The 14,256-nt window shown below is 31.8% G+C and carries 16 protein-coding genes; 7 read left to right on the top strand and 9 right to left on the bottom strand.

Annotated elements, in window-relative coordinates; all coding sequences use genetic code 11:
* Positions 1-14: 14 nt before the first annotated feature.
* Positions 15-455: a MarR family winged helix-turn-helix transcriptional regulator gene (locus LQ694_RS11415; RefSeq protein ID WP_049319662.1), complete on the top strand. Its 441-nt coding sequence runs from the start codon at positions 15-17 to the stop codon at positions 453-455.
* Positions 456-500: 45 nt separating this feature from the next.
* On the opposite strand, the gene LQ694_RS11410 is transcribed toward LQ694_RS11415, so the two are convergent.
* The 4 genes from LQ694_RS11410 to LQ694_RS11395 all read right to left on the bottom strand — a co-directional run bounded on the left by LQ694_RS11410 (position 501) and on the right by LQ694_RS11395 (position 3,259).
* The gene (locus tag LQ694_RS11410; RefSeq protein WP_239772063.1) at positions 501-1,070 is read right to left on the bottom strand and encodes a DNA-3-methyladenine glycosylase I; all 570 of its coding nucleotides are present in this window, start codon (positions 1,068-1,070) and stop codon (positions 501-503) included.
* 10 nt (positions 1,071-1,080) lie between these two features.
* On the bottom strand, positions 1,081-1,566 hold the full coding sequence (locus LQ694_RS11405; protein ID WP_058611548.1) for a DUF1648 domain-containing protein: 486 nt from the start codon (positions 1,564-1,566) through the stop codon (positions 1,081-1,083).
* An 87-nt stretch (positions 1,567-1,653) separates the two neighbouring features.
* Complete coding sequence (locus LQ694_RS11400; RefSeq protein ID WP_058611549.1) at positions 1,654-2,868, bottom strand: NupC/NupG family nucleoside CNT transporter; 1,215 nt, start codon at positions 2,866-2,868, stop codon at positions 1,654-1,656.
* Between the two features lie 181 nt (positions 2,869-3,049).
* Complete coding sequence (locus tag LQ694_RS11395; protein ID WP_048541810.1) at positions 3,050-3,259, bottom strand: hypothetical protein; 210 nt, start codon at positions 3,257-3,259, stop codon at positions 3,050-3,052.
* Positions 3,260-3,460: 201 nt separating this feature from the next.
* Here LQ694_RS11395 and LQ694_RS11390 point away from each other — a divergent pair, with 201 nt between their 5' ends.
* From LQ694_RS11390 to LQ694_RS11380, 3 genes are all read left to right on the top strand, one after another.
* Positions 3,461-4,291 (top strand): aldo/keto reductase, encoded by an 831-nt coding sequence (locus LQ694_RS11390; RefSeq protein ID WP_058611550.1) that lies wholly within the window; start codon positions 3,461-3,463, stop codon positions 4,289-4,291.
* Between the two features lie 49 nt (positions 4,292-4,340).
* Positions 4,341-5,273, top strand: a complete 933-nt coding sequence (locus LQ694_RS11385) for an aldo/keto reductase (RefSeq protein WP_196968034.1) — start codon at positions 4,341-4,343, stop codon at positions 5,271-5,273.
* 403 nt (positions 5,274-5,676) lie between these two features.
* Positions 5,677-6,717, top strand: coding sequence for an NAD(P)/FAD-dependent oxidoreductase (locus LQ694_RS11380; RefSeq protein ID WP_049319912.1), 1,041 nt, complete (start codon positions 5,677-5,679; stop codon positions 6,715-6,717).
* Between the two features lie 77 nt (positions 6,718-6,794).
* Here the strand turns inward: LQ694_RS11380 and LQ694_RS11375 are convergent, their stop codons facing one another.
* The gene (locus LQ694_RS11375) at positions 6,795-7,697 is read right to left on the bottom strand and encodes a helix-turn-helix transcriptional regulator (RefSeq protein WP_218696909.1); all 903 of its coding nucleotides are present in this window, start codon (positions 7,695-7,697) and stop codon (positions 6,795-6,797) included.
* 328 nt (positions 7,698-8,025) lie between these two features.
* Positions 8,026-9,387: a glycerol-3-phosphate transporter gene (gene glpT, locus LQ694_RS11370; RefSeq protein ID WP_058611553.1), complete on the bottom strand. Its 1,362-nt coding sequence runs from the start codon at positions 9,385-9,387 to the stop codon at positions 8,026-8,028.
* 186 nt (positions 9,388-9,573) lie between these two features.
* On the opposite strand from glpT, the gene LQ694_RS11365 reads away from it, so the two are divergent.
* Complete coding sequence (locus LQ694_RS11365; RefSeq protein WP_065380958.1) at positions 9,574-10,155, top strand: TetR/AcrR family transcriptional regulator; 582 nt, start codon at positions 9,574-9,576, stop codon at positions 10,153-10,155.
* A 13-nt stretch (positions 10,156-10,168) separates the two neighbouring features.
* Positions 10,169-10,714 carry a hypothetical protein gene (locus LQ694_RS11360; RefSeq protein ID WP_048541801.1) on the top strand — a complete coding sequence of 182 codons (546 nt, stop codon included), beginning with the start codon at positions 10,169-10,171 and terminating at the stop codon, positions 10,712-10,714.
* A 40-nt stretch (positions 10,715-10,754) separates the two neighbouring features.
* Here LQ694_RS11360 and LQ694_RS11355 read toward each other — a convergent pair whose 3' ends face one another.
* Entirely contained in the window at positions 10,755-11,780 is a 1,026-nt protein-coding gene (locus LQ694_RS11355) for a hemolysin family protein (protein WP_048541799.1), read from the bottom strand.
* 232 nt (positions 11,781-12,012) lie between these two features.
* Here LQ694_RS11355 and LQ694_RS11350 point away from each other — a divergent pair, with 232 nt between their 5' ends.
* Entirely contained in the window at positions 12,013-12,657 is a 645-nt protein-coding gene (locus tag LQ694_RS11350) for a FusB/FusC family EF-G-binding protein (RefSeq protein WP_049319652.1), read from the top strand.
* Between the two features lie 137 nt (positions 12,658-12,794).
* Here LQ694_RS11350 and LQ694_RS11345 read toward each other — a convergent pair whose 3' ends face one another.
* Together LQ694_RS11345 and LQ694_RS11340 are read right to left on the bottom strand one after the other, a co-directional pair.
* On the bottom strand, positions 12,795-13,397 hold the full coding sequence (locus LQ694_RS11345; RefSeq protein ID WP_058611555.1) for a response regulator transcription factor: 603 nt from the start codon (positions 13,395-13,397) through the stop codon (positions 12,795-12,797).
* Positions 13,394-14,164, bottom strand: a complete 771-nt coding sequence (locus LQ694_RS11340) for a sensor histidine kinase (RefSeq protein ID WP_239772062.1) — start codon at positions 14,162-14,164, stop codon at positions 13,394-13,396. The genes LQ694_RS11345 and LQ694_RS11340 overlap by 4 nt, the downstream gene beginning before the upstream one ends.
* Between the last annotated feature and the right edge of the window lie 92 nt (positions 14,165-14,256).

Genomic DNA, 14,256 nt, shown 5'->3' with positions numbered 1-14,256 from the left:
AGGAGGATAATAAAATGGATATACCACCAATCAACAAACAACTTGGATTCATGTTATATGTTGCGTCAAAAGAGCTTATAAAAAAATATACACCAATATTGAAGAAATATAATCTAACTTATACAGGTTATATCGTTCTTGTAGCTATAGATAAAAACGAAGTAATCAATATTAAAACTTTAGGCGACAGACTATACTTAGATTCTGGGACTTTAACACCACTTTTAAAGAAACTTGAAGAAAAAGGATTCGTTAATCGCGAAAGAGCGATTAATGATGAGCGAAATTTACGTGTTTCTTTAACTGAATTGGGTATCGAAACGCAAGGCCAAATCTTAGAAGATATCTATCAAACATTCCAAGATTTAAACATGGATACTGATCATTTTAACGAATTACGTGATTCAGTTGAAACATTTATTCAAACAAATCTTAATAATGACAAAGATGCATAATTTTGAAATAACATAAAGAGGCTGGGACAAGGTTTAAACATTGTCTCAGCCCTTTTTATTTCTATTATAACTATGATATGGACAAGTGATGAGATGGTCATCTATTATACCGATACTTTGTAAGAAAGAATACATGATTTTAGGACCAACAAATTTAAAACCTAATTTCTTTAAGTCTTTGCTTAATTTAATAGAAAGATCTGTTTCTGCCGGCACTTCTGACATGTCATGCCATTCATTTATAATTGGCTCACCATCTACATATGACCAAAGAAAATCTGCAAAACTGCCATATGTTTGTTGTATTTCTTGAACTAATAAAGCATTACTTTTTACGGACTTTATCTTACCTATATGTTTAATAACATTATATTCAATTTTAATGTGTTCTAATGCTTCATCTGTTAACACTGCACATTGATCAATTTTAAATTGTTTAAAAGCTACTTGATATGCTTCTCGCTTTTGAATGACCGTTTCCCAAGAAAGACCAGCTTGTGCACCTTCTAATGATAGCATCTCAAAGATGTAATCATCATTTTCATTAATTCTACACCATTCATTTTCGTGATATTTTTTCATTAAATCACTATTTGGCCAAGTACATTCTGACATATATTTTCACTCATTTCGTATTTTCATTTTTATCTAACATATAATTTCGAGCCATAAATATGATAATCGTCACGCCTATCACACTTAAAATAATGATCGTTTCCCATACACCCAACTTAAAAGGCATACCAAGCGCTGTATATAAGTCTTTAATGACGAGAAATGTAAATAATGCCATCATTTCGAATTTGATAAAGTAAATTAATAATTTAGCATTTTCTATTTGGGCTTTATTTGGTTGACCATAAAGTGATGGAACATGTATGTATTTATCTATCTTTGGATTACTGACTAAATAATGAAGTATAAGCCATATCAATAATCCTAATACAGGCATAAAGAATATAAAAGTCTTAGTCGACCATGCGTCTGCATTTCCTGCAAAATTATAATGACTCGGTATTTTGTCAGGTAAATCGGCAAAGTTAATCATAATTAATATAATAGAAATTAACCACAAAACAATACTCGATATATCTAATACTTTTTTGAGCATGATATATCCCCCTTTATAAAAAAAGCAACAAGTACATTAAATGTGCTTGTTGCTTTTAAGTTTAAACTTTAAAAGTGTTTATTGAACTTACCAAGCAAATAATCCAACGAATGCTGCTGTTAACAGTGACACTAAAATACCTGATAACAACATCATTGGTACGTATTTAGATACGAAATTAGAAACATCTTCTTTAACAATACCTTTCAAAGTACCTATTATCATACCAATAGTAGAGAAATTAGCAAATGATACTAAGAATGTACTAATTACTGCTGCTCTATGTGTTGAATATTCACTTATTTCTTTACTAATCGTGCTCATAACAACAAACTCATTTGTTACTATCTTAAGTGCCATTTGTTGAGCAACTACCCATGCTTCCCCAACTGGCATACCAAGTAAAATTGCGAATGGGAACATAAAGATTCCGAGGATATACTCTAATCTTATGTTTGGTAAATATGGAATTGGATCCATAATACCTAGTAATTTATTAATCAAGTCCGCAATCGCAACAAATGCGATAACAAATGCGATAATGATTAATACAAGTTTACCTGCATTGATGACTGAATCACCTAAAAATGAGAAGAATGGCTGTTTTTCCCCTTCGTCTATCTCAGCCACAACATCATCTTCTGGGTCTAAATCAAACGGATTTAAAATTGTTGTTACAATAATCGCGTTAATGATGTTTAATGGTATTGCCGTTAATACATATTCTCCTGGTATCATCGTGACATACGCACCAACAATTGCCCCTGATACAGAACTCATAGACATCATTGCAAGCGTAAGTACTCTGACTTTATTCATAGATGTTAATTGTTTAGATGAAACTGCTAAAGCTTCCGTATTTCCTAAGAACATCATTTCAATTGAGAAGAATGACTCAAATTTAGGTTGTCTTGTTATTTTTGAAATAACCCAACCTAACATTGAAATAAATTTTGGTAAAATACCTAAATACATTAAAATATCGAATACTGGTACAACTAGTAAAATTGGTAGTAACGCTGAAACTGCCATATCCATTTTCCCTGGCCCTGGTGCTGTAAAGCTACCAAATGCAAATCCAATTCCCGAAAAAGCAGATTCTAAAAGCCATGATACGCCATCAGCCGCACCTTTAACGAATCTCGCTCCGAAAGAAAATTGTGTGAAGAACCATGCTAATACTAAGTTAATGATAATTAGTATTAAAACTGATTTCCAATCAACATTCTTTTTGTCTCTAGAAAAAAGAAAAGCGACACCAATGAATACCAACAAACCAATTATGTTGATGATTAAAAACATTGTTTATTGTCCACCCTTTTCGTTTAATTAAAAGCATCATTATTATAACATGCAACTTAAAAGTATGTTACTACATTTTTACATACTATTTACGATTTTTATATAAATAAAAAAACGAATAAACCATCAAGGCTTATTCGTTGAAGTTTCAATCATATACATTTTTACTCGTTAAATTTAATTATTTAGAATATTGATCAAATTGATTAATAGATTGATCGCATTTCATACTGATAGCTAAATATACGATATAACCAGAAACCAGTACCATGATTAAAGCATAAACTGTTAATACATAAATATTAGAAATAATTGCCGTATTAAACAGTACCAACATGAGTATCATGATTGCATCTATAATGCTTAATGATATGACACATACACGCTCCATTTTAACCCTTCTTTTCTCAATAATATGACTCTAGCTATTAGCTACTTATCTTGCGCAATGAGATACATCTTACTACATTCACTATATGAATTCAATACGTTTTCCAAAATATTTATAAGCTGATTATTCCTATCAACAAAAATAGTTATGATATAGTTTACAAGTGTACAGTCATTATATTTATTTAGGAGGCATTTTATCATGGAAAATTATCATTTAAATGATGGACAAGTGTTACCGCAAGTAGGATTTGGTACGTATAAATTGAACGGATCATCTGGTGTGCATGCAATCGTAAACGCATTAAACAATGGATATCGCATATTAGATACTGCATATAACTACGAAAATGAAGGTACTGTCGGAAAAGCGATACAAGAAAGCCATGTTAGTCGCGATCAAATTATCGTAACATCAAAGCTACCTGGTCGTTATCATAGTTATGATCAAGCCATTACTGCTATACAAGAATCGATTTATCGATTAGGTGTAGAATATATTGACTTATATTTAATTCACTGGCCAAACCCTAAACAAGGCAAATATGTAGGAGCTTGGAAAGCACTCATAGACGCACAGAAACTTGGCCTTATTAAATCTATAGGTGTATGTAATTTCTTAGAAGAACATATTGATACATTAGAAAAAGAAACTGGTGTACTACCTGCAGTTAACCAAATAGAATTACATCCTTATTTCAACCAAAAAGATGTACTCGAATATCATCAAGAAAAAGGTATTATAATAGAAGCTTGGAGTCCTCTAGGTCGCGCTTCAGAAGTTATAAACGATAAAGAAATTGGTAAAATCGCTGAAAAATATAATAAAACAATTCCACAAATCATTTTAAAATGGCACGTTCAAAATGGTATTGTCCCAATTCCAAAATCAACATCTAACGAAAGACAACTACAAAATTTAGATGTGTTTGATTTCTATTTAGAATCAGAAGATTTACACGCAATCGATGCATTAACAAAAGCTGATGGACGACTTAAAGATCAAGATCCAGCAACTTATGAAGAATTTTAATTCAAACTTATTCAAATTTAAAACAAACAATGAGACAAGGATGATTGAAATGGCAAAACGCGTAAAATTAGGTAAATCAAATATTGAAGTTAATCCAATTGGTTTAGGAACAAATGCTGTTGGTGGTCATAATTTATATCCAAACCTTGATGAAGAACAAGGTAAAAATGTTGTTAGAGCTGCCCTAGACAATGGCGTTAATTTATTAGACACTGCTTTCATCTATGGTCCAGGAAGATCAGAAGAACTTGTCGGAGAAGTCGTTGGAGAATACAATCGCGAAGATGTCGTTATCGCTACTAAAGGCGCTCACTACTTTGACGGTGATGATACGAAATTATCTAACGACCCTGAATTTTTAAAAGAACAAGTTGAAAACAGTCTTAAAAGATTACAAACTGGCTATATAGATTTATACTATATTCACTTCCCAGATGATGAAATACCTAAAGACGAAGCAGTTGCAGCTTTACAAGAATTAAAAGATGCTGGAAAAATTAAAGCAATCGGTGTTTCTAACTTCACTTTAGAACAACTTAAAGAAGCCAATAAAAATGGTAATGTAGATGTTATTCAACATGAATATAATTTATTAAATCGTGAGAATGAACACATCTTAGAATATACCGCAGAACATGATATTACATTTATTCCATATTTCCCATTAGCTGCAGGATTATTAGCTGGTAAATATGATGAGAATACAACATTCGATGATTTAAGAGCAGAAAAACCAGAATTCCAAGGTGAAGCTTTTAAAGAAAATCTAAAAAAAGTAGACAAACTTAGAGAAGTCGCTCAAGAGCATGGCGTAGACGTAGCGCATATTGTGTTAGCATATTATTTAACAAAACCATCATTAGATGTGATCATACCAGGCGCTAAACGAGGCGAACAAGTTATCGACAACTTAAAAACATTAGAAGTGAACTTAACAGAAGAGAACATTCAACTTATAGAATCACTCTTCCCAATAGAATAAGTATGATAAGAAGGCTGAGACATGAAAATTATCTCAGCCTTTCATTATGTGAGAGTGCGCTAACTTTCATTATTCTGAATTCTGGTAATTAGAGTGACGCACTCGTTATGGACATTTCTCGGAATTCTGTCTCTAACAACCTCTCTTACGGACATTTCTCGGAATTCTGTCCATAACGACATCCCTAACATGCACTCATTTTTTCGATAATACTCAAATACAACCTCACTATCCCCCGATTCACACAAGCATTCTCACTCAATTTTTATTTATCTAAAAATATTTTACATATGTATTTAATTAAAAAATTATGACAATTCCTTCATTGATATTGATTATCATTTGCAAATATAGGATAATAACCGTAAGTTGAAATAATTAGGAGGAATCATGACTGATGAATATTACAGACGTTACGATTATCGGCGGGGGTCCAGCGGGATTATTTGCGAGTTTTTATTCCGGGTTAAGAGGAATGAGCGTAAGAATAATAGATTTCCAAAATAAATTAGGCGGTAAAATGCATGTCTACCCTGAAAAAGTCATTTGGGATATAGGGGCACTTGCGCCAAAACCTTGTTATGAAGTTATTCAAGATTTAGTGCAACAAGGCTTACATTTCGGTCCAGAAGTGTGCTTAGAAGAAAAAGTTATTGATATTAAAAAAGTTGAAGAACAACATTTTATTATATATACAGAAAAAGGTCATGAGTATCATTCAAAATCTGTCATTATTGCTGTTGGTGGTGGCATAATTAAGCCTTTAACTTTAGATATTGAAGGTGCTGAGCGTTTTGAATTGTCCAATTTAAATTATGTTGTGCAGTCTATCCAGAAATTTAAAGACAAGCACATATTAATTTCGGGGGCAGGTAACTCTGCATTAGATTGGGCTTGTGATTTATCAGAATATGCGAAAAGTGTTACGCTTTGCTACAGAAAAGAGGAAATTTCTGGGCATGAACATATGAAACAATTATTAGATAAACTTGATATCTCTAAAAAACCAAGTATGGTTATTAAACAACTTAACAGTGATCCTAATAAACCAGTTATCACAGAGGTTGTTTTAGAACATGTTGATACAAATGAACAAGAAATCGTACCTGTTGATGAAGTCATCATTAGTCATGGTTTTGATCGTGAATCAGAGTTACTTCATAATGCACAAACAAAAGTCAATTTAGTTAATGATTTCTTTATTGAAGGTTTAGGAAACAGTCAAACTTCAGTACCTGGTATATTCGGTGCTGGGGATATCATTAAACATGATGCGAAAGTTCATTTGATTGCTTCTTGTTTCAATGATGCTGCAAATGCTGCAAACTTAGCTAAAAGCTATATCGATCCTGAAGCACAAGCAGGCGGTCGCGTATCGAGCCACAATGATGTCTTCAAAGAAAAAAACAAAGAAGTTATCAAAAAATATATTGCACAATCTTAATACGAACTTTTTACCTTCCAATCTGTTTAACCTTAAAAGAGATTGGGAGGTTTTATTTTGTTAAAAATACTAAATTTTTATGTACATATCATACTTGAATAATCCCCTTGAAACTTTTTTAAATAATATTTAACTTCCTCATCTGATAAATCTCGCTCATGATCTACTTCATTAAAAAAGCTTTGTCGTTCAATTTGTGCGTGTTTACGTTGCATCATATCACGATACTTTTTTGGCGTAACACCATAATACAATTTAAAAGAATAAATATAAGACGATACATTATAAAATCCATGTTTTTCAGATATGTCGATTATTTTTTCTTGTGTATGAATTAAATCATACGTGCTATTTAACAATCTGATGTCCGTTAAATAATCTTTAAAGTTCACACCCATTTGTTCTTTAAATAATTTCGAAAAATACGATTCAGAAATATGATATTTATCGGTAAATGTATTGATGGTTATACGTTCATTATAATGCTCATATATATAATCTTTAATTTCATCAATTATCGGGTTCATATGTCGGTTAATAATTGGACATTCTTTTGAATAAACCGTTAAACGGTCTCTATAAAATTCTAATATCGTAATAAGTTGCTTCATTATTTTTAAATTGCGGTTGTTTTCTTGTATTAAATATAAATCACACAAGCATATTAAATGGTCTCTTAAAGGAATTAATTCTGTTTGGTTTTGTATATACTGATGATATGAAAGTAACTCCGGTATCATCGTTGATATTAATGACTCATACAAATGAATTTGTACAACAATATTCCCTTCTGATACATCGAGTTTATACCACTCATTATGTTTAACAACAAACGTTTCCCCTTCTTTATATTGGTTACTATTCTCTTTGATAGTAACCATAACATGCCCCTTTAATACTACAAAAAATGAAATACCTATATGATTGCGATATTTAGTAGCAGAATATTTTAGGTATTTGATTTCATATATATTTCTCACAACAAATCTCCTAATTCTTTGATATCTTAATAAATTTAATCCAAATCCCATAAGTAAACATCGAATTACTTATGTAAAAATATAGAATTATAATGACGTTATTATAATTCGAAAACTTTAATCAGTAAATATATAAATTGAAGAAAATCAGATTAAGGTAAATGTTTTAATATTTTGAAAGAATCATACAATTTATTAAGTGAGAATATATTGAATCGTATCATCGAATTCCGCGAACGTTTATCATTCGATACTTCGACTTAATACAACTTCATTAAATGCAAAAAGAGACTAAGGTACAACTACCCCAGTCTCAGTTCATATAATATTATGATTTTACAACTTCTTGTCCACGTTTGTTCCAAGTTAAGATGAAACTTAGCATTGCAAGGACACTAATGATTGTCAATAATAAAAATCCTGAATCCCATCCGAACTTATCAACTGTTAGTCCCATAATGATATTAGCCATTACAGCACCACCTAAATAACCAAACAATCCAGTTAATCCCGCAGCAGTACCTGCTGCTTTTTTAGGTACATAATCTAATGCTTGTAAGCCAATCAACATAACTGGTCCGTATATTAGGAAGCCTATAGCGACTAATGCAATATTGTCTACTAATGGGTTTCCTGCTGGATTTAACCAGTATACAATGACTGCGATCGTCACACCTAACATGAATATAAATCCTGCTGGTCCCCTTCTACCTTTGAACACTTTATCTGAAATATAACCACATAATAATGTTCCTGGAATACCTGCCCACTCATATAAGAAGTAAGCCCAACCTGATGCATTTAAGTCGAAATCTTTTTCTTCACTTAAATAAGTTGGTGCCCAGTCTAACACACCATATCGAACAAAATAAACAAAGATATTTGCAATAGCAATCATCCAAACCCATTTGTTATTCAATACATATTTAAAGAGAATATCTTTTGTTGATAGCTCTACTTCTAAAGATTTCTGTTCTTTATTCGGATAATCATTTCGATATTCTTCAATTGGTGGTAATCCCATTGATTGAGGTGTGTCCCTAACTAGAATATACGAAACAAGTGCAATAATTAATGCAATAATAGCTGGATAAATAAAAGCACCTTCAAAGCCTTTTAAGTAACCAAACGATAATGTTCCTGTAATCGAAATACCTAATAAAGCTATTGGTGCCATCAATCCACCACCAACATTATGAGCGACATTCCAAATTGCTGTCTTACTACCACGTTCACTAACACTGTACCAATGTACAAGTACTCTACCAGATGGCGGCCACCCCATACCTTGGAACCAACCATTTAGGAAAAGCATAATAAACATGATAAATACACTAGATGTTAAGACAGGTATAAAACCCATCAATAAATTAACGATTGCCGTTAATACTAAACCTAATGTTAAAAATATTCTTGCGTTACTCCGGTCACTCACTGTACCCATAATAAATTTACTAAAACCGTAAGCAATTGAAATAGCTGATAAAGCAAACCCTAATTCCGTCTTACTAAAGCCTTCATCAATTAATGCTGGCATCGCAAGTGAAAAGTTTTTCCTTAATAAATAGTAACCAGCATAACCAAGAAATATCCCTATAAAGACTTGTAGTCTCAATTTCTTATATGTATCATCTACCTGTTCACTTGGCAGAGGATCTATATGTTTAGCTGGTTTCAAGAAATTCGCCATACTTTTACCTCCTATTATTAATTTTTTGTAAAGAATGTAAAGATTTTGTAAATTACAATTTATAATTTCATCATATGTATTGCAAACGTTAATGTCAATGCATTTTTATATTTTTATTAATTAATATAATTTATTTTTCAAACTTTTATTTAACACAGGTGTATTAAAATATGTTAAACTTCTACTATGCCAAAAATTATTAATCATAAAGAAAAAAAAGAACAAATTATTCAATATGCTTTTCAGTCAATTGTTGAAAATGGTGCAAAGGGATCTACGGTTAGACAAATTGCTAAACTCGCACAAATGACACCTGGACAAATTAGATACTATTTTCCAAGTCATTCAGAATTACTCAGTGCAGTTATGTCTGAAGTAGAACTAAAAGTAAGAAGGAGAATCGAAGCAATACTCACGTCTGATAACCAAGACACAATTGATAAAGTAAAAGCTTGTTTACTCACCGTTTTACCGTTAGATGAAGAGAGATTAGCTGATATGGAAGTATGGATGGCCTTTCGATATGACAGCCATGAATACGGACAAAGTACTTTAGATGATGGATTAGACGAACTATGTACAACGGTATTAACGATTTTAGAACGCGACAACTTATTAAAAAACAACAGCAATATACATCTTAATTCAATGAGACTTCACGCATTAATTGATGGATTAGCACTTCATAAATTGTTAAATCCAAAACAGACCTCAAATGAAGATATTAAAGCAATTGTATTCGAAGAAATTTCAAAGCTTACGAAATAAAGGAGGATAAGTCATGAATTTTATTGTATGGCTCATTATTTTTTGTGAAGTTGCATTCTGGGTCGTTATACTACTCGGACTCGTCACAAGATATGTATTCAGACAAAAAAAGCTTGGGCTCATTTTTCTAGCACTAACACCCGTTATTGATTTGATTCTATTAATCACAACAGCTGTTGATTTAATGAATGGCGCAACTGCCGAAACACCTCACGCGATTGCTGCTGTTTATATATCCGTTTCAATTGTCTTTGGTAAAAGTATGATTCAATGGGCTGATGACCGCTTCAGATATTATGTCATGAAAGAAGGTAGCAAACCTGAGAAGCCTAGTGGGTTCGCGTATGCGAAACTGTATGCGAAAAGTTGGTTCAAACATTTACTCTCTTACATTATAGGGACAGGTATTCTACATTTAATCATTTACTTAATTCATGACAAAAGTAGGACTGAAGCTATGGATGGTGTCATCCACATTTGGTCAATAGTGCTCATTATTGATTTAGCCATCACCATCTCGTATTTCATATGGCCACCAAAAAAGAAACAGTCAGAATAAAAGAACCTGAGCCATTTTTTGGCTCAGGTTCTTTTTACGTCTATTTATCGTGTTCATCTTCAATGTTACCGACAATATTTTCAAGTATGTCTTCCATCGTGATCATACCTGCTAATTTACCTTGTTCATTATGAACGATTGCGATATGTGCACGTTGTTTTTTCATTTTATCTAATACGTTTTGAATGGCGTCTGTCTCTTTGACATATATGATTTCGTGAATCAATTCAGTTATATCTTGTATGTTGTCTTTCAATAAATCTTTCGCATGTATATATCCAATAACATTCGTTTTATCATCTTGATACACTGGATATCTTGTATAATAACCATTTTTCACAAATTGAATGGCTTCTTGTTGACTAGATTTACTATTAATCATTGTCATATTGTCTCTAGAAATCATACAATCTTTGACAACAAGTTCATCATAAATAAATACTTTATTAATATGTTCTAATTCTGTTGATGAAATTTCTCCGCCTTGGTGACTTTCTTTAATCAACATCTTCAATTCTTCTTCAGAGTGATATAATTCAGATTCTTTCGCAGGTTTCATACCAAATAAGCTCAATATCATTCTTGCTGACCCATTTAAAATAAAGATAAAAGGATATAATAATTTGTAAAACAGTATAATCGGTCTTGCAAAGAACAATGTAACTTGTTCAGCTTTTTGAATTGCGATAGTCTTTGGCGCCATTTCTCCTACTACAACGTGTAAATATGTTGCAATAATAAATGCGCTTGCTAAAGTTAAGATATGAATAACCGATTCTGATAATCCAAAGCTACTATAAAGTGGATGCAAAATAAACTCAAATGTTGATTCTCCAACCATACCAATTCCGAGTGCTGTAATGGTTATACCTAACTGACATGCCGCTAAATACTCATCAAGATGTTCAACTACCTTTTTAGCTGGTTGAGCGTTCTTATAATTCTGTTCTGCTAAATAGTTAATTCTAGATGACCTGACCTTTACAATCGCAAACTCCGTCGCAACAAAGAATCCGGTTAAAGCGAGTAATACAATAAACGTGATTAAACTAATTGTGGTCCCCAATTATTAATTAATTCCTCCATATAATAAAAAATTCCAACCATATTTGGTTGTCTTTTAATTTTACACTATTTCGAATGATTTTTATAATAATATACATTTGAAATTACATTACTAAAGGGCTATACTAGTGTCTGATAAGGAGGGATCTTAAGATGCTACTAAATGTGTCATGTTCTCTACAATTATTCATACCCAACGATCAAATGAAATAATTTAAAAGAAGGGATTTAATATGAATAATTACATTAAACCATATCAATTCGTTAGTATTAAAGAAAAATCAGAACAGTTATTTAACGTTTATAAATCTGTAAATGATATAAAAACAATCGATACGTTTCAAGCTATAACATACGACCATATTTCACAGCTTTTTGAGGAAAAGCATTCTGAAATAGAAGATTTCACAAAAATCATTATGAATAAAAAGATTTCTCGAGCACAAATTGAGAAATTATTATTTGGGCTTAAAAGCTACGTCGTCCCATTTGAACAGCCTTCAAGTAAGCAACTTGAAAAGATCTTTAAAAAGACTAAAAAGTTAAAACAACCAGAATGGGATAACATAGACTTAAAAGAGTCTTCATATATAGGTTGGAATGATTCTGGTAAACAAAAGAAATTTATCGTGCTCTATGAAGATGATAAATTGATAGGCGTATCCGGCGATTTATCACCAACGATTAAGCCTGGAATCTGTAGTATATGTAAGAAAGAATCCAATGTTTCCATGTTTCTATCTACGACGAAATCTAAAGGTGATGGAACATATACTAAAAATGGTAATTACATTTGCCATGATAGTGAACATTGTAATCAACAACTCGATCAACTAAACGGATTATATGAGTTTATACACACCGTAAAAACAAAATAATCAATAAGAAAGCTGAGCACATCATCAAATGATGGCTCAGCTTTTCATTTATCGGCCTGGTAATCATGTTTTCGGACCGGTAAATTTTTTTATCGGTCCAGAAATTCACTACTAACCTTTACTCCCCTTGTACCTCACTATATCCATCCTTTTTCTATTGCTTTCTGCCATGCATCAAACCGGTTATCTGCTTCTAATTTATCTATAATAATCGATGTATAATTTCTAATTGTGCCGTCTGATAAATATAATTCTTTTGATATTTCTTTACTGGATAAGCCTTTGCCTATTTCTTTCAATACGAGTTGTTCTTTCGGACTTAATGGGTTTCTATCTTTAAACATTGATGTCATTAAAGATTCACTATATTCTTTATTACCGTCCATCACATTTTTAATTGTTTCTACAAGTTCATCTATTGATCGTTCTTTCAATACATATGCATCAACATCATTTGCTACCGCACTTTCAAAGTATCCTGGTCTTTTAAAAGTTGTAACGATGATGACTTTCGTATTTAAATTCGAATTTTTTACTTTTTTCAATACTTCTAACCCTGTCATTTTAGGCATTTCGACATCTAGTATCGCTACATCTGGCTCGTGACTTTGAATTCCTTCCAACGCATCTTCCCCGTTTGAAAAGTCCCCTAAAATATTTAATTCGTCATTCATTTCCATCAATTGAACCATGGCTTTCCGTAACATTTCTTGGTCTTCTGCTATAACAATTGATATCATAATGTGTCATCCCCTCTAGGCAATGTTATCGTCATTTTTAATCCTTTATTTAAATTACTTACTTTTAATTGACCTTTTAATGCATGAACACGATATTTGATACTCTTAAAATCATCTTCATCAATGTGTTTCATACCTATGCCGTCATCTATGATTACCAATGTTAAATGTTCATTTTCTTCAACGATTTCACCTGTTACTTTAGTAGCCTGTGCATGCTTAATGACATTGTTAACCGCTTCTCTCAAAATCATCGACAGTGCTGATTGTCGAGTAGGACTGAGTGACTGAGCTCGATCAGCATTTTTAAATTCAAATGATAAGTTCGCATTTTCTAACAATGTCTCCATCGTCTTCACTTCTTCTTCAAAAGACTGCAACTTCAAATCATCTACAATTGCTCTTACTTTAACAAGGGCTTCTTTAGATAATCCATTCACAGATGCCATTTCGTCTTTTGCTTTATTGATATCTTTATCCACTAACTTCATTGCAAGTTCAGATTTAATACTTAAACTCGCAAACACATGACCTAACGTATCATGTAAATCTTGTCCAATTCTATTTCGCTCTTGTTCAGCAATTAACGTATTGATATGTTCATTTTTACTTCTAATTTCTTCTTTTAACTGTTCAGATTCTAACGCTTTAAAATTTCCAAACATAATAAATATAATGACAATACTCATAGGTATCATAATAATTAAATAATCTCTATGATCAACTGCAATAATATAAATAGCAATCATAAACGACACAATATACATCAATACTTCGATAGATTTTATTTTAGTTTGAAAGACATATGGAATAATATAAGCTGCATAGAAAAAGAATAATAAATGAGAAGCATTAAAAT

Source organism: Mammaliicoccus sp. P-M58 (assembly GCF_022386165.1).
In the GTDB taxonomy this organism is placed as follows: domain Bacteria; phylum Bacillota; class Bacilli; order Staphylococcales; family Staphylococcaceae; genus Mammaliicoccus; species Mammaliicoccus sciuri.
The sequence above is the reverse complement of the archived record's forward strand: the minus strand, read 5'-3'. Positions and strand labels throughout refer to the sequence as shown.